Here is an 18,173-nt window from a genome sequence, read left to right on the forward strand (position 1 = left end):
TTTCAATATTCTTGGCTCGTTTATGGGGAAGGTTTAATCATGAGTTAGATGTTCAAATAGAAGAGAAGGGTTCATTATCTATGACAAAGACATCCTTTTTCTTTTGATAGCTAAAGAAAATACCAGCATATAGTAGAGCCGTTAGTAGGGTCACCCCTATTGAATTTGTCATAAGGATCCCAATCAAAATCAAGGTCAATGCAACTAAAGCAAATAGATTGAAGCTTTTTGCTTTCCAAGTGCCTTTCTTTAATGCCAAACGAAAGGCAGCAGCACTGATCATCAACCAGATCACAAGTACCGTATAGGAAAGGGAACCAGCTAAATAACTAAAGAGTTTATCACCAACGAAATAGGAAAGAATGACACCTAGATATAGCACGCTAGTACAAAATAATACAGCACGTTGTGGCACATAGTGCTTGTTCAACTTTGCCAGTTTCTTGGCGGTGCCTTTTTTGTCTTTCAAACGGAAAAACAATAGACGAGAAGAAGCATAAACGCCAGAATTGATCGATGAAAAGAGTGCCAAGACAATGACGAAGTTCACGATATCACTAGCAAAAGGGATATTCATCTGTTCAAAAACTAAGACAAAAGGACTGACCGATGAGCCGGCTAAAGTATTCCAGGGGAAAAGAATCAGTAACAAGAAAAGTGGGATAATATAGAAGGAAACGATTCGTCCCATGACTCCTTTAATGGCTTTTGGTATAGCTTTTTTTGGATCATCTGCTTCACTAACGGTAATGGCAATCAGTTCCGAACCACCATATGAATAGATAACGACAAGTAATGAACTAACGACCCCTTTTAATCCATGTGGGGTAAAGCCACCGTGATCAGTCAATTGACTTAATGTAGGAAAAATACCAGTTCCTAACATTTGTTGTCCGACGAGATATAACCCGAAAAGAATCATCAAGATAATGACACTGATCTTCGCAAAAGCCAACCAATATTCGGTTTCAGCAAACAAGCGGACAGAATAAAGATTGATCAGAGTCGTTAAAATAGCTAAAAGTAAGATGAAACACCATGCAGGTACATGCGGAAACCATAATTGTAAGAAGGAAGCTGCTGCTACAGCCTCAGCGATGATATTGATCATCCACATGGAATAATAGACCCAGTCGACGAAGTCCGCAGAATGATTACCTAAATAAGGGCGAATCAAGCCAGATAATCCATGTTGGGTATCCCCACCATCTAAAACTAACTTACCTAGACCACTCATAACAATAAATAAAATACCACCACCAATCAAGAAGGCAATAAGGACCGCTGGACCGGCGATGCCAATGGCTTCGCCACTTCCTTTGAATAAACCAGCACCAATTGCACCACCCAAAGCAAGCATCGTGATGTGTCTGGAGCTTAGCTGTTTTTTTAATTTTGTTTGTTCTGTACTTTCCATCAAAAACCCTCTTTTCTAAAAACATGAATGAAAACACAAATAGGTTATAAAATAATATTCTCTATAATAACAAATTGTCTGATAATTACAACTATTCTGAAATCTTTTTTGTAATTTTTAATGAAACAATCATAGAACTCTTATCAGTTTCGATAATTGTTGTTATATTTCTATCAAAAATAACTTGAAACGAAAGCGTTTCATTCGCTTTTTCCTTTCATACAGGGCTATTATTAGAGGAAACCCACAATTAATCGGTTTGATTTGAGTAAGAAAAAATAAGGAGTTGATAAATATGAGCCAACACGAACGATTGCTTATAGCGAAAAATAAGGCGTTATATTTTTTCCCATACGTGCAAACAATGGACGTCATTTCAGCAAAAGATTTGATGGATGATTCCTTTATGTCAGCGTTCCAACAGCAACTCGATCAATATAAACTAATTATTTTTTTAGATTATGGTTTTGATGTGGCATTTGCTTCTCGTATTCGACCGTACACAAATGCGAAGATCATTCTCTTCTTTTGGAACCATTTTAAAGAAGAACACCTTCAATTATTGAAGAAAGCAGAAGCAGAACCAGCAATTGATGACATTTACCATTTTGATATTTTAGAAGCAAAAGAGTTAGGGATTAAACACAATAGTTCTTTTTATTCAAAAGAGATGGAATTACCAAAAGCTGAAGTCACGACTGATCTGTTCTTTGGAGCAACTGATAACGGCAGAAAACAACGAGCAGATGATTATCAAGCCGCATTTGAACAGTTAGGTATTTCAACAAACTTTTATATTTTACCAAGTCGTGGAAATGATCAAGAAGGGTATCTGACCTATACAGAATATTTGCAAAAGACGAATGGTTCGACAGGCATTTTGGAATTATTGCGAGAAGGTCAAAGTGGTGTGACTTTACGAACATTTGAATCTATTTTCTTCCAAAAAAAATTAGTCACTGATAATAAAGCGATTTCTGGATATCGTTTCTACAATCCACAAAATATTTTCTTGTTGGAAGAAAGGAATTTGGTTGAACTTCCTGCCTTCTTAAATAGCCCTTATCAAACCGTCGATCGTGAGATCATCGAATTTTTTGATGTAGAAAATTGGTCACAGCGGTTTATCGATTATGATCCTGAAGTATTTTCTATCTATGAATATAGCGGTATTGAAGCACGTTAGATATAATGTAGTGAAAGAAAAACACGTTGTTCAATCATCACAAAAAAAGGAGTCTCAGAATGAAATTACTTGCAGCAATCGATTCGTTTAAAGGTAGCGCATCGTCTATTGAACTCAACCAAGCAGCATTGCAAGGCTGGGGGGAGGCGGAACAAACAGTCAATCAACCCATCGCTGATGGTGGCGAAGGAACTGCTGAAGTAATTTACGCTACTTTAGGCGGTGAATGGCGAACACTTTTTTGTCCGGATTTGCTCTTTCGGAAAAAAGCATGTCGTTATTTACTGACACAAAAAAAGAACCGTAAGTTAGCCATCATTGAATCGACGGAAGTCATTGGTTTGGACTTGTTGACCGAACCGACAGATCAAACGATCCGGTTAGCTTCAAGTTTTGGTTTAGGAGAGTTGATCAAAGATGCTTTGAATCAGCAGGTAGACGAAGTTATCGTAACATTAGGTGGTAGCGGTTGTTCTGATGGAGGCTTGGGTTTATTGCAGTCATTAGGGGCGAAACTAAATGGCGTTACAGAAGGGAATCCATTGTTATCCATCGAGACAATCGACGTCTCTCAATTAGAGCGTATCGAGCAACGATTGACGATCGCAGCGGACGTTACGAGTCCTTACATTGGCAAACAAGGTGCGACTCAATTGTTTGGGAAACAAAAAGGCGGTTCACCAGAGACACTAGCATTTTTGGAAGCCCAAGCAGAAAAGGTCGTTGAACAAATCAAAGAAAGCACAGCAATTGATTTGAATAAACTCGCTGGCAGTGGCGCAGCTGGTGGAATCGGAGGCGCTCTAGCCATTGTCGGGGCTACGATGAAAGCAGGTTTTATGACTGTCTCTGAGTTAGTAGACTTAGAGGATAAAATCAAATCATCTGAGCTCGTGATCACAGGAGAAGGCCGGATCGATCAACAGACAATTCATGGGAAAGTGCCTTATGGTGTGGCTTCTTTGGCAAAAAAACACAACAAAAAAGTTGTAGCGATCTGTGGGGGTCGGGAAAAAGATTTAGGTGAATTAATGACGATTCTTCCTAGTGTATTTAGTATCCAAACTGGCCCAACTTCTCTTGATAAGGCATTGGATCATCAAGAAACACTAGAGAACGTCAGACTACTTTCACAGGCAATCAGTGGCTTGTTTCGATAATTTATTGGTTGACAGTCTTAAAACACCTATGGTAACCTAGTGGCAAATAAAGACAAAGTGAGGGATCCGCGCATTGAAAAAGTAAGTCAATTTGTTGAAGCTGCATTTTAGCTATACCTTGTTCGTTCAAGGGGATAGTATGCAGATTTTCAGAATTGGCTGCTTTCAATGAGTGGGTCTCTTTTTGTACTCATCTTCTTTGACCAGTTCTGAAAATAGGACTGGTCTTTTTTATAACGAGGTGAAGATAAATGTCTAAAATCGAAATCAAACAATTGACGTTTGGCTATGACAGCCAAGACAATCTGTTATTCGATCAAGCAAACCTAAATATTGATTCCACATGGAAATTAGGACTGATTGGTCGAAATGGTCGTGGCAAAACGACGTTATTAACTATTTTGCAAAACAAACTACCTTATCAAGGACAAGTGACCCATCAACAAGAATTTGTTTATTTTCCACAACAGGTCAGGGAAACGAATCGACTGACCTATGATATGTTGTTAGAAGTTTCAGATTGTGAGTTATGGGAGATCGAGCGTGAGCTGATGTTGATGCAGGCAGATCCGGAAATTCTCTGGCGCCCTTACGATTCCCTTTCCGGCGGAGAAAAAACAAAAGTATTGCTGGCTCTCTTATTTACCGATGAGCAGCATTTCCCACTGATTGACGAACCAACAAATCACTTAGATGTGATTGGGCGTCAGCAAGTAGCTGAATACCTGAATAAGAAAAAACAAGGGTTTATTGTTGTCAGTCATGATCGTCAGTTTATTGATGAAGTCGTTGACCATCTTTTGGTCATCGAAAAAAGTCAATTAGTGATCTATCAAGGAAATTATTCCGTCTACGAAGAACAAAAGCGTAGAAAAGATGAATTTGAGTTAGCACAAAACCAAAAAATCAAAAAAGAAGTCGGACGTTTGAAAAAAACCGCAGCTGAAAAAGCGGAGTGGGCTAACTCTCGAGAAGGAGACAAAACAAAAAAACGTGTTGGCTTTATTGATACCGAAGCACGGCGTGTCAATCGTGGCGCAATTGGAGCGGATGCTGCTCGTACAATGAAACGTTCAAAAGCGATCGTCAATCGGATGGAAACTCAAATTAGTGAGAAAGAGAAATTACTGAAAGATCTAGAGTCGATCGATTCACTGAAAATGTGCCCAAATCAGTCGCATCATAAACGCTTATTGACAGTAGAAAATCTACAATTAGGCTATGAAGAGATGTTATTCGATCCTATCAGCTTTAGCATCGAGCAACAAGAGTGTGTGGCAATAACTGGACCTAATGGCAGTGGTAAATCATCGATCATCCAGTGTTTACTTGGGGGATTTACTGGTCAATCCAAGGGGGCTGTCACACGTTCGGCAACAATCAGTATTAGTTATGTTCGCCAAAACTATGAAGATAACACCGGAACCTTAACAGATTTTGCGCAAAAGAATCAGCTAGACTTGGAACTCTTTTTAAATAATCTTCGTAAATTAGGAATGGAAAGAAACGTGTTTCATACCTCCATTGAAAACATGAGTATGGGGCAAAGAAAAAAAGTGGAATTAGCCAAATCATTTGCACAATCCGCAGATCTTTATATCTGGGATGAGCCATTGAATTATCTGGACGTGTTCAATCAAGAACAAATCGAGCAGCTTTTAGTACAAGTCAAACCAGCGATGTTGATCGTCGACCATGACCAGCGGTTCTTAGAAAAAGTCGCAACGAAAAGAATCGACTTGAGAAGAAGAGAAACACACATTTGAATCACTAAGGCTAATCGAACGTCGTCGACTCCAAGCAGATGATCCATTTGGACTGAAGTTGTATGATAAAATTGAAAGAGCATAAAATAAAGGAGAGTTATCTAATGTTATATATTACTAGACATGGCGAAACGACTTGGAATGCTCAAGGCTTAGTTTGTGGCCATGCAGACATCGAATTAACAGAAAAAGGTAAACAACAAGCAGAAAAACTCGCTGAAAAAGTTGCAAACTTGGAAATACCGATCACCAAGATCATCCATTCCCCTTTGCAACGCGCAAGAGATACGGCACAAGCGGTAGCCAAAAAAGTCAATCTACCTATGACAGTGGATGAACGACTGATCGAGATGGATTTTGGGGATTATGATGGGCGTCCTAGCGAAGACGAAAACTTTCAACGTGTACGCCAAAATTTTGCGGTACGTTTTCCAAATGGGGAATCGGTTTTAGATGTGTATGCACGGATCACCCCTTTATTGAAAGAGTGCTTAGAAGATGAAGACAATGTCTACTTGCTTGTTTGCCATAATGCACTGATCCGAATCATCAATGCCTATTTTCATCCGATGCCAAACGACACATTCTTTGACTTTTTTGTTGAAAATACGGAATTAGTTACCTTTGATTAGCTGTTTTTATTCTTGGCGTAAAAAGAATAACTGTAGAGGATGTTATCATAAATTTTCTACTATATAAAATATTTTTTCTTTTCATGAAGATTATTTCACATAAGTACGCTTTCATGGTATAATTTCATAGGAATACAAAAAGAGAGGAAGAAATTTAATGTTATCAAAAAAATTATCTTTATTAGGTTTAACAGCAACAGCACTTTTGGCTTTAGGAGCTTGTGGTGCTGACAACAATGATTCATCTAATTCTAGTTCAGCTTCATCAACAACAGAAGTAAGTACAACAGAAAGTTCGGCAGATGTTGTATCAACAGCTTCAATCAGTGATGATCCAGCTGTTTTAGAAAAAGCAATGTCAGCTGACGGTAACTGGATCGTTGCAGCAACAGGTGATGTGACATTCTCAAATGATGTAACTATCGCAGGCGAATTCCATGACAAAGATGATGCAAGTGCAGACATCTACCGCAAAATTGCTTTGTACTCACAAGACGATGACCGTAACGTAACTGCTGAATACACAATCACTGTTCCAACATTGATCGTTGAATCAGAAAACACAAATATCGTTCACGGAACAATCAAAGGTGACGTACTTGTAAAAGCGAACGGCTTTGTATTAGACGGAGCAAAAGTAGAGGGTAACGTAACATTTGAAAAACAAGAATACCAAGATTCAGCAAAACTTGACGAAAACGACGCATCAGTAACAGGCGACGTAACAGTTAGCGAATAATCTTATAGTCATAAAGACATCTAAAGCAGAAATCCTTCTGTTTTAGATGTTTTTTTTCATTAAAAAACATCAGATATCAATCCTTAGTGATACGACCATAGGCATAGTGAGAAGTTTTACATAAAAACAATTGAGTGAAAAAACGTATATAACAAAAAAGAGAGTAACCCTATGATAGAAAATAATATGGGGGAACAGATATTCATAGATAAAGGAGGGTATATGAAAAAACGGCTTTTGCTAGGTGTATTAGTAGTAATTATTTTAGGAGGAATTGGAGGAAAAATGTATATGGATAAAAGAGAAGGAGATCGTCAAGAATTGTTGGAAATACAGAAAGATTTGGCGAATTATGTATACAATAACTATCGGTTATATACAACCAATGTTGAGGAAACTGATAGGTTTACACAAGAATATAGTAATGGGGATTTGACAACAGAAGAATATGTAGAAAAAGTTGTAAGTGTTAGGAAATATATAAATATAAACAAAATAGAATTTACTGGATATTCGATTAGTCCGATGAATTCATTAGTCATCTATTTCACAGTTAATGATGTTTATCAAGAAGAAGTAGGGCTAAACACAAGATCTGCTGAAACAGATAAGTTTATTTATAGAATAGCTAGTGGCAGAGATAATGGGCCTTATTTTATAGATGAAAAAAACGAAAAACAGGAAATCGGTATCTCAGAGGATCAAATAATCTATTATACCGGGGGAATAAATTAATGGATTAAAATAGATACTTATCTGAATTTATTTATAAATTAGAGAGTGGCGAAGTTAAATATGGTAATAGACCTCTTGGAACAGATCATATCATTATAGGTACTGTGAATACCAATAAAGACAAAATCGCTAATGAATCCCAGCCAAAGAAAAACAGTATGCAGGCAATGGTAGTAGCAGAAATTAAAGATGAATTCAAAAAACTTAATGATAATGATTTAAGAAAAGTTCCCGGCTTCCCCGATTCCGTCATCACCAAAAACCTTACGATTGCCTATGCTGGCACGAATTCGCTCAAAGATTGGCATACTAACCTTGAGGAAATTGGTCGAAGTAATAAACACTCAAATGGTGCATTTGCTTCTGCCTTGAACTATGCCCGTGAAATTGAAAAGCAGTATCCCAAATCAGATGGCTATACGATCTCAACGACTGGGCACTCGTTAGGTGGCGCTAAAGCACTTTTTGTCGCAGCAATCAATGGTTATGATAGTGTGACGTACGGCGCGGCAGGACCAGGGCTTGCACAAGCCTTATTCGATAATCACAACGGTACCCTGATCAATATCTACGACACTTCGGATGTCGTCACGAGTGGGCTTGTGACCGGTGGAAAAGGAATGTTGCCAATCCATAGTTTTGGGATTGATAACCTAGGGTGGCAAACAGTAGGGCATTCATTGGATCAATTCAGGGTTGATAAAGAAGGAAATTATATCGATAAGCATGGACAGATCATCGTATACGTCGATGGCAATGGGGGGATCTTGTTAGCCCCAACTTTGTGGCAACAAACACTTTTGGAAAACGAAGCAATGATCAAACTACTAGCAGTCAGTGGCGAGCATACGCTAGATGAAATCAAGCGTTTGAAAGAAGAAAATGAGTGGCTCAAGGTTCAAGTCAAAGAATTCTTGACATTAAAAGAGTTACGTAAGAAGCTGACTGCAAGTGGTGGCGGACTTTCTCGGTCAGAAAGAATTTATTTAGAAGATAGCCAAGCATTAGCTGTCGTACAGATCGCAGCAAGTAAATTTGATGAGGCGATGAGCAATGTTCGCGTGATTTACCAAAGCGGGATCATGGAGTTGGAAGAGTTATGGAATGACTGGTTGGGAAGAATACGCAATTATACGCCACATTTGACGTACAACGAGGTAATTGAAACATTAGCCGAAGTTAATTGTACAAAATGAGAGATTGTCGATGAGCCAACACAGGAATTTAGAGATAAGATCTGCCAGATCGATCAGATGTCGGAACAGTTTCAAACGCTCGCCGCTGAAATCACCCGAAAAATCAATGAAATGGTGGCACGTGACAAAGAATTAGCGAATCAATTGTTTGGGGTATAAAAGGAGGAGAGGAAAATTGAGTCAGGAAATACAGCTTTATGAAACATATCAAGCAACGAAACGAAGGTTATCAGAGCAAGAAGAAGCATTGCTTGCAACAGAAAGAAAAGTCCATGAGCTAGCGGAAGCAACTTACAAAGATCTCCGATTGATTTTGCGCTCTTTTTCTGAACCCAAGTGGACTTTGACTATGGACGTATCATGATTTCTCGTTTAGAAGAGGATCTGTCGACGGAATTGCGCCATCAACGAAAGAAAATCCAGCTTGACCTAGAAGATAACGAGCAGGTCTATCGTAAGAAACTGGCACAATTGGATTAAAAAGAATGGAGGTTTTGAGATGTTTGAAATGATTGAAACGATTGATCAATGGTGGGAGAAATATCAGAAAGATATGGAGAAATGCTTCACTCGTTCACTTGGAATCGCGCTGAAAAGTGAGAAGGGATTGAAAATAAGAACGACAAATCAATCTGTGAAGAATGAGACAAATAGAGCAAAACGCACGATTTCTTCAGCAGGTACAGGATTGAAGGAGGCGCTTAAAGGTCAATTCGGCAATAAAGTTTCATTAGCATTAGTTGAACAAGAAAAAGTCTTAGAAAAAGGTTAGTCAAAGAAACACAAAAAACTTATTCTTACATAAATTGATGAAAGGATGCTGTCAGAACTGATCAACTGAATAATCTACAAAAGCCGAAAATAGGTTGGACTATTTTTGGTTTTTTTTGTATTGACTACTTAGATGAATTCATGGATTAGGTTTTTTACACCTCCAAGAAATGAAATTTAATATATTTAATATTTATGTTGAAAAATTATTTCATAAGAAGTATAATCAATTTATGAATGAATGCGGATACATGGTAAGGGGGACAGTACATGTTTGGTTTTTCTGTATTTATGAATCAAGAGTTGTCTGAAGAAACAAAAACGTATATCCATGAAATGGCGGAGAAGGGATTTATTGGCATCTTTACATCCATGCATATTCCAGAAGATGATCCTTCAGCTTATAAAAGGCGTTTGACGGAACTTGGCCAAGAAGCAAAAGCAACCGGATTAGAGTTGATGGTAGATATATCGGGTAAGGCATTAGAGTTGGCAGGGTTCTCCTTAGAAAATCTTGAGCCATTAAAAGAGATTGGTGTGACAGGTCTGCGGATGGATTATCACCTGTCGAACCAACAGATTGCGAAGTGGTCTCATCAATTGAAAATCAGTTTGAATGCAAGCACGATCACTGAACAAGATGTACAAGAATTAAAAGAAGCAGGTGCTGATTTTACTCAGATGGAAGCTTGGCACAATTATTATCCGCGCCCAGAAACAGGGTTAGACAAATCGTGGTACCAAAGAAAAAATCAATGGTTAGCAGAACAAGGATTTACGATTCAAGGATTTGTACCAGGAGATGAAGTGTTGAGAGGGCCTTTATACAAAGGACTTCCAACATTGGAGGAACATCGTTACCAACATCCTTTGGCAGCAGCGCTAGACTTAGCTTCATGTGGAACTGATCTGATCTATATTGGTGACGGTGGGCTATCGCTGACCACGCAGGAACAATTTTCGTATTATAAAGAAACGGGTGGTATCTTATTGCATGTGACATTGTTGGACCCAACATTTGGACCAATCATTTTAGGTACACATACGAATCGACAAGATGAAGCTAAAGCTGTGGTACGTAGTGCAGACGCACGATTTAGAGAAATCCCTCCTATTCCTGCTCGACTAACAGATGAACGGAAAACAGGTACGGTCACGTTAGATAATGAAGCGTATCTTCGCTATATGGGTGAAATCCAACTAATGAAAGAAGATTTACCAGCAGATGAAAAAGTCAATTGTGTGGCACGAGTAATCTCGGTTGATTTGCCATTGATCCAACAAATCCATGCAGGAATGATTTATAAATTTAAATGTAAAGAAGGAATTGAGAAATGACGATTGATTTAGATAAATTAACAACGGAACGTAGAAATCAAAAGACATTTGGTTTGGATGAGATGAGTGTTTCTGAAGCCGCTCGCTTGATGAACCAAGAAGATCATGAAGTGGCAGCAGCTGTCGCAAAAGAACTATCAAGTATTGAACCAGTGATTGAAGCCGCGATTGTTTCTTTCAAAAAAAATGGACGCTTGATCTACATGGGCGCTGGCACAAGTGGACGATTGGGTGTGCTGGATGCAGCCGAGTGTGTTCCTACATTTGGTGTAGAGCCTGAAATGGTCGTTGGTTTGATTGCAGGTGGTGAAGCGGCTATGACTGTCGCAGTTGAAGGTGCAGAGGATTCACTTGAGTTAGGGAAAGAAGATTTGATCCAGTTGGATTTGACGGAAAATGATTTGGTTGTAGGTATCGCTGCTAGCGGTCGCACACCTTATGTGATTGGTGGCTTAGACTATGCTCGTTCAATCGGCGCAAAGACAGCAACGATTTCTTGTAACAAAGAGGCTGAGATCAGTCAACATGCTGATTTTCCTATTGAGGTAGATGCCGGACCAGAATTTTTAACAGGTTCGACACGTTTAAAATCTGGAACTGCACAGAAATTGATTTTAAATATGATTTCTACAATCAGTATGATCGGTATCGGAAAAGTATTCAATAATCTAATGGTCGATGTCAAGCCAACAAATGACAAATTAGTCGAACGTTCAAAGCGAATCATCATGGAAGCAACAGAAGTGGATTATGAAACAGCAGAAAAATACTTTTATGAAGCGGAACAAAATGTTAAACTAGCGATCGTTATGTTATTGACGAATAGTGACAAAGAGACAGCAAAAAGAAAACTAGCTGAGGCAGACGGCTTTGTAAAACGAACGTTGTAAGGGGGAAAAGAAAATGGCAAAAAATGAATTGACTTTGACAGAACTGGCAAAACAAATTTATGCTGGGGCTGGTGGCATGGGCAACGTAGACAGCGTTGTCCATTGCATGACACGGGTTCGAATGAAGGTCATTGATGAATCGTTGGTCGACGTAGCGAAATTGAAAGCGATACCGGGCGTGTTAGGGGTAGTTGAGGATGAACAGTTACAAGTAATCATCGGACCAGGGAAAGTAAACAAAGTCGCACAAGAAATGGTTGACCAAGCAGGAGTCAAACTAGGTGAAAAAATTCCTGGAACCCCTAATGCTACAACTGGTTTATCAGGGAAAGACAAGGTCAACGAACGTGCCCAAGAGATGAAGAACGCACAAAAATCAAAACAAAAACCCTCAAAAATCAAATCGATTTTAAAAGATATCTCGAATATATTTGTCCCAATGATACCAGCTTTTGTTGGTACAGGGATCGTTGCAGGAATCGCTGCGGTATTGACAAACCTTGTCACTGCGGGAACTATTGACGGGGCGTCATGGCAACAGTACATCGATATCATGAACATTCTTAAAAATGGGATGTTTAGTTATCTTGTCATCTATACTGGGATCAATGCCGCTCAAGTATTTGGTGCAACGCCAACACTGGGTGGAGTGATCGGTGCGGTTGTCATGTTGACGGGGATGAATCTGGAAGCTCCTTTGACAAACCTGTTTACTGGGACACCACTTGCTGCCGGACAAGGTGGGATCATCGGTGTGATTTTTGCGGTCTGGTTGCTTTCGATCGTTGAAAAGAAATTACACAAAATCGTTCCTGATGCAGTAGACATCATTGTGACACCAACACTTTCATTGATTGCCATCGGGTTGATCGAGATTTTCTTGATCATGCCATTAGCTGGTTTTATCTCGGATGGTATGGTAGGAGGGATCAATTGGGTACTTAGTGTGGGTGGCGCCTTCTCAGGATTTGTATTAGGTACATTATTCTTACCGATGGTCATGTTTGGTCTGCATCAAATATTGACTCCGATCCATGTGCAAATGATCGATGAAACAGGACGTACATTATTATTGCCTATTTTAGCAATGGCAGGAGCTGGACAAGTTGGTGCTGCGCTTGCTTTATGGGTACGTTGTAAGAAAGACAAAGAACTGACTGAAATGATCAAAGGTGCGCTACCTGTAGGGATTTTAGGGATTGGTGAACCATTGATCTATGGTGTAACATTGCCTTTAGGTCGTCCATTCATTACTGCTTGTATTGGAGGCGGTATCGGTGGTGCGGTGATCGGCTTGATCGGGAATATTGGGGCCATTGCTATTGGACCTTCTGGCGCAGCGTTGATTCCTTTGATTTCAGATGGCAAATGGTTTGGCTACGTCCTTGGATTATTAGCTGCTTATGCGGGCGGATTTTTAGCTACTTTCTTTTTCGGAATTCCTAAAGAACAATTAGCGAAAGAAGAATTAGCAGAAGAAGCACCTGTTTATACAGTATCAAGTACTGGTTCAACAAATCAAACACAAGCCGTGCAATTATGTGCAGTAGCAGATGGTACAGTGCAATCAATCGAACAAGCGAGTGATCCTGTATTTGCTCAAAAGATGATGGGCGAAGGGTATTTTGTTGAACCAACGAATGGTCATATCTATGCGCCAACTTCTGGGATCATCAGCTCTATTTTCCCAACGAAACATGCCATCGGATTAACAACAGCTGATGGGTTAGAGATATTAATCCACATGGGAGTCAATACTGTGGAACTAGGTGGAACACCATTTGATATAAAAGTGAGTGAAGGACAAGTTGTCACAAAAGATACGATGATAGCGGACGTAGATCTAGCTGCAATCAAAGAGGCAGGAAAAGAAACTGCTATGATGGTACTCCTGACAAATATGGAACATGTCTTAACGTTTGTTTTAACACATACAGGTGAAGCAACAGCAAAAACACCCGTGATGGATGTTGAAAGTGTAAAATAATAAAAAGCGCAAAATCCTTTGATTTTGCGCTTTTTATTAAGCTCTATATCGTTGAACTAAGGCATGGTAGATTCTTTCAACATCTATTGGTGTGCCACGTAATTCATAATCTTCTATCATAGGAAAGCCGAATTGTTCAGCATATTGTTTCGCTGTCAAACAATATTGATAGTTAAAGTTTTTATTTCCGCTACCGACAACACCAAGACAAAGCGCATGATTTTCTTGATATTCCAAGTATTCTCGCATGGTTTCTGTCAAAATCTCTTGGTCACCACTGTCAATGCCATTGCCTCCTTCTAGATAGGTTGGCACAAACACAAAGAAAGATGTGGTTTCTTTTTCAAAATCGCTATTCTCATGGATCTCTTTCAGGTGGACTAAGGGAAGTGAAGCATCTTTTTCATGTTGTTCCACAGCAAATGCTGCTAATTTTTTGACGAATCCTCGGGTATTACCAGAAATTGAGATATATAAGATATTCATGATATCGTCCTCCAATCATTCTTATCCAGTATAGCATTTTTTTGTTTTTTGGGTAGAGAAGAAGAGGAAGAGAAGCGGTCGCTTTCCTTGTATAATTAGAAAAAAATAGTTACAATTAAATTTCAATTAGAATTTTTTAGAAAAAAATAAATGAAACGAAGTTTTGCTATACTTTGCATAAAAGCGGTTTATTTTGGAGGATGCGTACATGGACACAGAGCAACAGAAAAAAGGTATTGGATTGATCCCACTAGCGGCCTTAGTGATTGGATCAGCGATTGGAGGTGGCGTTTTCGGTATTATGACCGACATCTCAGGATCGGCTGGTGGCCCAGCACTGTTCAGCTGGGTATTAGTTGGGACGTCCATGATGATGCTCTCTTTGTCAATCAATAATATCAATAAGAAACGTCCAGAATTAGAAGGTGGTATTTTTAGTTATGCCGAAGCTGGCTTTGGTCGATTTTCGGGATTCATCAGTGGGTGGGGCTATTGGCTGACCTGCTGGTTAGGAAACGTGGCATTTGCTACGCTATTGATGAGTGCGTTGGGCTATTTCTTTCCAGTATTCGATGGGGGACAAAATGTCGCCTCGGTCATCGTCAGTACTATATTTTTATGGGGATATGCTTGGCTCGTCAATCGAGGAGTTGAAAATGCCAGTTACGTCAATGCAATCGTGACAATTTGTAAATTAGTTCCGCTATTTTTATTTATTATTGTTGCTATCAGCACGTTCTCATTGCAACAATTCATCAATAATTTTTCAAGTGATATCATCTTGAATGCCAATGGCCAGCCGATTCCTTTCTCAAGTCAAATCCTAAGTTGTATCATGGTGATGCTTTGGGTATTTGTTGGAATTGAAGGTGCATCTGTGGTTGGTTCACGAGCAAAGAAAAAATCAGATGTCGGAAAAGCCACGATCTTAGGAATTTTTGGATTGATCGTGATCTATGTTTTAGTTTCGATGTTGCCTTACGGTACAATGACGATGGAAGAGCTCCAAACTATCCAAACGCAGCCAGCAATGGGCTATGTGTTTGAGATGATGGTTGGTAAATGGGGAGCTGTCGTGATCAATGGTGGACTGATCATTTCCTTGGTCGGTGTATGGTTATCTTGGACGATTTTACCCATTGAAACGATGCGCAATATGGCAGATGACGGCTTATTGCCAGCGCGTTGGGGGAAAGTCAATAAAAAGGGCGCACCGACATATGCAATCGTATTAACGACTTTATGTACAAATATCTTTTTGCTTTCGCTACTGTTTACAGATAGTGCCTATAACTTTGCTTATACCCTTGGAACAGCAGCGATTTTCTTTACGTGGTTGTTCTTAGGATTATATCAAATGAAACTATCTTATCAAAGAAAAGAATGGGTCCAATTCTTGGTTGGCTCATTAGCAAGTGCTTTTCAAATCTGGGCAATGCTATTTGTTGCTTTCAATGAAGTGATGCTCGTTCTTGTATTATTTTTACCAGGTATCTTATTTTACCTCAAAGCAAGAAAAGAAAAACAGCAAGCTGTTCCACAGACAAAACTTGATTATTTATTGCTTTCGTTAGTCTCGATTTTTGGAGTAGCGGCATTGGCATTATTTACAACTGGGGTATTGCATTTATAAAACTCATAAAAGTTGAAAACCATTCTTTTGTATCACCCTAAAGCATCTAAGAGATCGACCCGATTCAGGTCATTTCTTAGGTGTTTTTTCATATTGCCTGTTCGCCGTTTCTTCGATGAAAACGATACGTGACTTTCTCGCAACGTTTTTCCGCGATTGTTCGTTTCATTTCAGTGAAAAGGAATGTTTACGTTGTCACATTTTGACACATTGAGGCAGATATTGTTTTAATGATGATCCAAACAAACAATTTTGTAAGAGAAAAGGTTGAGAGAAAGATGGTCGAAATAGGTGGCGATTGGCTATACTTATTTCTTGAGGCATAAAAAAATGGAGGGAATATATGAGAGTGAAAGGGTTGACGAGCTATCAATTAAAATGGATAGCAATTGTTTTTATGGTCGTTGATCATATCAACAGTTATTTCGGGATGCAATTGGGGTTGCCAAGTTGGGTCTCGTGGTTGGGACGTTTTGTTGCGCCATTATTTGTATTTTTATTAGTTGAAGGTTTCAAGTATACGCATAGTAAATATCAGTATGCGAAACGATTAGGAATAGCTGCATTCGTAGTAGCGATTGGAAATATCATCTATCATTTATTAACAGGAAATTACATCAATGAATATAATCATCAGCCAAACTATTATTTATTTTTAGGTCCACATAATATCTTTTTGACATTATTTTTGCTGTTTTGTTTGATGTGGCTTCTTTCTACAATAAAAGGAAAAACACTTTGGAAAAAAGGAATGCTCGTAGCAGTAGCACTTTTATTGGTCATGATCACGATTGCTTTTTCAGAAGGTGGTCTGTATTTAGTTCCAATGTTGTTGCTGATGTATTTCTTCCGCGAGAAAAAAGAACGAGGGAAATTGATTCTAGGTATTTTTGTTTATACGCTGATTTTATTTTGTCTAGCAATTTTAACCTACACACAAATGCCTGATTATCAATCATTGTATCAATTTTTAACGTTTGATAATGAATTTATGATGGTCACCGTCATCCCATTTATCATACTTTATAATGGAAAACTAGGTGGAACCGGACGCGCATTCGACAAATACTTTTTTTACTTGTTTTATCCGTTACATCTGTGGATCATTTATTTGATTCTTTCTTTTATTCATTAAGAAACAAATGAGGCGAGATCTGGACAGAAGTGTTCAGCCTCAAGAAATAAGGCACCAACCACAAAAATTATTCTTCAAATTCTTGTGGATGGTGCCTTGTTTTTTGAAGAGATTCCTTCAGTTCCTGTCGTTTATTCGATTTTAGGGGAGAGGACTAATGTCCCAAACATGTCTCATTTGTTTTTAGGTTTTGTTTCAAACATTACAGTTTTGATCCCTTAGCTAGAGGCAAAGAAGGTTATGTAGTTCAAGAAAATTGGCAGTATAAATAAGAATTCAAGTCATTTGTTGTTATAGAATTGACAGAATTTTTGAAATATATTATTTTTTTTGTAAGAATTCTCTATATTTTCAATCAATTTTATTTTATAATGAAAAAATATCATGTAATTTTTAGGAGGAAAACAGATGGAAAATTATCTTAGCCTTTTAGGCGTACTGATTGTTATTCTTGGTTTTGCTTTCAAGTTAGATTCGATCTTGATCGTTATGGTTGCGTTAGTCGTGACCGCATTTACTGGTGGATTAGGACTTGAAGGTATGCTGGAAACTTTAGGTACAAGTTTTGTAAATAACCGAGGAATGGCAATTTTTATTATTATTATGTTAGCAACTGGTACGTTAGAACGCAATGGTCTGAAGGAATCTGCTGCAACGTTGATCAAACGTTTCAAGAAGGTATCCGCTGGAATGATCATCGATATTTATGGTGTTTTCCGAATGATCTTTGCAGCTTTCAATGTCAGCTTTGGTGGGGTGGCCGGCTTTGTACGTCCAATCATCATGCCAATGGCGTTAGGTACCGTTGAATCAAAAGGATTAACCGTCAATCCGGAACATGAAGAGGAATTAAAAGGAATGTCTTCAGCAATGGAAAATATTTGTTGGTTCTTTGGTCAAGTACTATTTATCGGTGGAGCCGGTGCTTTATTAGTACAATCCACATTAAAAGACTTAGGCTACGAGGTAACTCTTGGTCAGTTGGCATTGGTGCAAATACCAGTCGCAATCACAGCTCTAGTCGTGGCGAGTGTCTATTTTTATCTAAAAGAAAAGAAATTAGCGAAGAAATACTATTCAGGAAAGGAGAAATAAGATGGAT

Annotated in this window: 16 protein-coding genes and 1 pseudogene; 15 read left to right on the forward strand and 2 right to left on the reverse strand. The window is 38.7% G+C overall.

The annotated features are described in order from the left end of the window. Positions 1–52: 52 nt before the first annotated feature. Positions 53–1,417 carry an amino acid permease gene (locus P3R27_RS01545; protein WP_034686709.1) on the reverse strand — a complete coding sequence of 455 codons (1,365 nt, stop codon included), beginning with the start codon at positions 1,415–1,417 and terminating at the stop codon, positions 53–55. Between the two features lie 295 nt (positions 1,418–1,712). On the opposite strand from P3R27_RS01545, the gene P3R27_RS01550 reads away from it, so the two are divergent. From P3R27_RS01550 to P3R27_RS01605, 12 genes and pseudogenes are all read left to right on the forward strand, one after another. Continuing rightward, complete coding sequence (locus tag P3R27_RS01550; RefSeq protein WP_034686707.1) at positions 1,713–2,603, forward strand: WaaS/CpsH family glycosyltransferase; 891 nt, start codon at positions 1,713–1,715, stop codon at positions 2,601–2,603. Between the two features lie 59 nt (positions 2,604–2,662). Beyond that, positions 2,663–3,763, forward strand: coding sequence for a glycerate kinase family protein (locus P3R27_RS01555; protein ID WP_034686705.1), 1,101 nt, complete (start codon positions 2,663–2,665; stop codon positions 3,761–3,763). A 251-nt stretch (positions 3,764–4,014) separates the two neighbouring features. Next, positions 4,015–5,529, forward strand: a complete 1,515-nt coding sequence (locus tag P3R27_RS01560) for an Lsa family ABC-F type ribosomal protection protein (RefSeq protein ID WP_301356802.1) — start codon at positions 4,015–4,017, stop codon at positions 5,527–5,529. Between the two features lie 104 nt (positions 5,530–5,633). Next, positions 5,634–6,161, forward strand: a complete 528-nt coding sequence (locus P3R27_RS01565; RefSeq protein ID WP_034686702.1) for a histidine phosphatase family protein — start codon at positions 5,634–5,636, stop codon at positions 6,159–6,161. A gap of 157 nt (positions 6,162–6,318) precedes the next feature. Then, positions 6,319–6,900: a polymer-forming cytoskeletal protein gene (locus P3R27_RS01570; RefSeq protein ID WP_019723609.1), complete on the forward strand. Its 582-nt coding sequence runs from the start codon at positions 6,319–6,321 to the stop codon at positions 6,898–6,900. A 171-nt stretch (positions 6,901–7,071) separates the two neighbouring features. Continuing rightward, positions 7,072–7,635, forward strand: coding sequence for a hypothetical protein (locus P3R27_RS01575; protein WP_080693127.1), 564 nt, complete (start codon positions 7,072–7,074; stop codon positions 7,633–7,635). Positions 7,636–7,664: 29 nt separating this feature from the next. Beyond that, positions 7,665–8,990, forward strand: a pseudogene (locus tag P3R27_RS01580) (Tle-like phospholipase domain-containing protein). A 16-nt stretch (positions 8,991–9,006) separates the two neighbouring features. Further along, entirely contained in the window at positions 9,007–9,195 is a 189-nt protein-coding gene (locus P3R27_RS01585; RefSeq protein WP_034686697.1) for a hypothetical protein, read from the forward strand. A 135-nt stretch (positions 9,196–9,330) separates the two neighbouring features. Further along, positions 9,331–9,603 carry a hypothetical protein gene (locus tag P3R27_RS01590; protein WP_034686695.1) on the forward strand — a complete coding sequence of 91 codons (273 nt, stop codon included), beginning with the start codon at positions 9,331–9,333 and terminating at the stop codon, positions 9,601–9,603. A gap of 269 nt (positions 9,604–9,872) precedes the next feature. Then, a complete protein-coding gene (locus P3R27_RS01595; protein ID WP_034686693.1) occupies positions 9,873–10,940 on the forward strand; it encodes a DUF871 domain-containing protein in 1,068 nt (355 codons plus the stop codon). Beyond that, positions 10,937–11,830, forward strand: a complete 894-nt coding sequence (gene murQ / locus P3R27_RS01600) for an N-acetylmuramic acid 6-phosphate etherase (RefSeq protein WP_126134259.1) — start codon at positions 10,937–10,939, stop codon at positions 11,828–11,830. Before P3R27_RS01595 ends, murQ begins: the two co-directional genes overlap by 4 nt. A gap of 13 nt (positions 11,831–11,843) precedes the next feature. Next, entirely contained in the window at positions 11,844–13,817 is a 1,974-nt protein-coding gene (locus tag P3R27_RS01605; RefSeq protein ID WP_126134258.1) for a glucose PTS transporter subunit IIA, read from the forward strand. Between the two features lie 36 nt (positions 13,818–13,853). On the opposite strand, the gene nrdI is transcribed toward P3R27_RS01605, so the two are convergent. After that, positions 13,854–14,303: a class Ib ribonucleoside-diphosphate reductase assembly flavoprotein NrdI gene (nrdI, locus tag P3R27_RS01610; RefSeq protein ID WP_034690749.1), complete on the reverse strand. Its 450-nt coding sequence runs from the start codon at positions 14,301–14,303 to the stop codon at positions 13,854–13,856. A 208-nt stretch (positions 14,304–14,511) separates the two neighbouring features. Between nrdI and P3R27_RS01615 the strand changes: the two genes are divergently transcribed. The 3 genes from P3R27_RS01615 to P3R27_RS01625 all read left to right on the forward strand — a co-directional run bounded on the left by P3R27_RS01615 (position 14,512) and on the right by P3R27_RS01625 (position 18,166). Beyond that, complete coding sequence (locus tag P3R27_RS01615; protein WP_034690746.1) at positions 14,512–15,936, forward strand: basic amino acid/polyamine antiporter; 1,425 nt, start codon at positions 14,512–14,514, stop codon at positions 15,934–15,936. A 343-nt stretch (positions 15,937–16,279) separates the two neighbouring features. Then, positions 16,280–17,071: a TraX family protein gene (locus tag P3R27_RS01620; protein WP_271525105.1), complete on the forward strand. Its 792-nt coding sequence runs from the start codon at positions 16,280–16,282 to the stop codon at positions 17,069–17,071. A gap of 408 nt (positions 17,072–17,479) precedes the next feature. Then, entirely contained in the window at positions 17,480–18,166 is a 687-nt protein-coding gene (locus P3R27_RS01625) for a DUF969 domain-containing protein (protein WP_023520114.1), read from the forward strand. Positions 18,167–18,173: the final 7 nt, after the last annotated feature.

The sequence above is a fragment of the Enterococcus spodopteracolus genome (assembly GCF_030441955.1).
In the GTDB taxonomy this organism is placed as follows: domain Bacteria; phylum Bacillota; class Bacilli; order Lactobacillales; family Enterococcaceae; genus Enterococcus_B; species Enterococcus_B spodopteracolus.

What these genes read in the sequence shown, in the direction of transcription:
- P3R27_RS01615 (WP_034690746.1), top strand. Translation starts at nt 14,512, where the DNA reads ATGGACACAGAGCAACAGAAAAAAGGTATTGGATTGATCCCACTAGCG.
- P3R27_RS01570 (WP_019723609.1), top strand. Translation starts at nt 6,319, where the DNA reads ATGTTATCAAAAAAATTATCTTTATTAGGTTTAACAGCAACAGCACTT.
- nrdI (WP_034690749.1), bottom strand. Translation starts at nt 14,303, where the DNA reads ATGAATATCTTATATATCTCAATTTCTGGTAATACCCGAGGATTCGTC.
- murQ (WP_126134259.1), top strand. Translation starts at nt 10,937, where the DNA reads ATGACGATTGATTTAGATAAATTAACAACGGAACGTAGAAATCAAAAG.
- P3R27_RS01590 (WP_034686695.1), top strand. Translation starts at nt 9,331, where the DNA reads ATGTTTGAAATGATTGAAACGATTGATCAATGGTGGGAGAAATATCAG.
- P3R27_RS01595 (WP_034686693.1), top strand. Translation starts at nt 9,873, where the DNA reads ATGTTTGGTTTTTCTGTATTTATGAATCAAGAGTTGTCTGAAGAAACA.
- P3R27_RS01620 (WP_271525105.1), top strand. Translation starts at nt 16,280, where the DNA reads ATGAGAGTGAAAGGGTTGACGAGCTATCAATTAAAATGGATAGCAATT.
- P3R27_RS01555 (WP_034686705.1), top strand. Translation starts at nt 2,663, where the DNA reads ATGAAATTACTTGCAGCAATCGATTCGTTTAAAGGTAGCGCATCGTCT.
- P3R27_RS01560 (WP_301356802.1), top strand. Translation starts at nt 4,015, where the DNA reads ATGTCTAAAATCGAAATCAAACAATTGACGTTTGGCTATGACAGCCAA.
- P3R27_RS01605 (WP_126134258.1), top strand. Translation starts at nt 11,844, where the DNA reads ATGGCAAAAAATGAATTGACTTTGACAGAACTGGCAAAACAAATTTAT.
- P3R27_RS01565 (WP_034686702.1), top strand. Translation starts at nt 5,634, where the DNA reads ATGTTATATATTACTAGACATGGCGAAACGACTTGGAATGCTCAAGGC.
- P3R27_RS01625 (WP_023520114.1), top strand. Translation starts at nt 17,480, where the DNA reads ATGGAAAATTATCTTAGCCTTTTAGGCGTACTGATTGTTATTCTTGGT.
- P3R27_RS01545 (WP_034686709.1), bottom strand. Translation starts at nt 1,417, where the DNA reads ATGGAAAGTACAGAACAAACAAAATTAAAAAAACAGCTAAGCTCCAGA.
- P3R27_RS01575 (WP_080693127.1), top strand. Translation starts at nt 7,072, where the DNA reads ATGATAGAAAATAATATGGGGGAACAGATATTCATAGATAAAGGAGGG.
- P3R27_RS01550 (WP_034686707.1), top strand. Translation starts at nt 1,713, where the DNA reads ATGAGCCAACACGAACGATTGCTTATAGCGAAAAATAAGGCGTTATAT.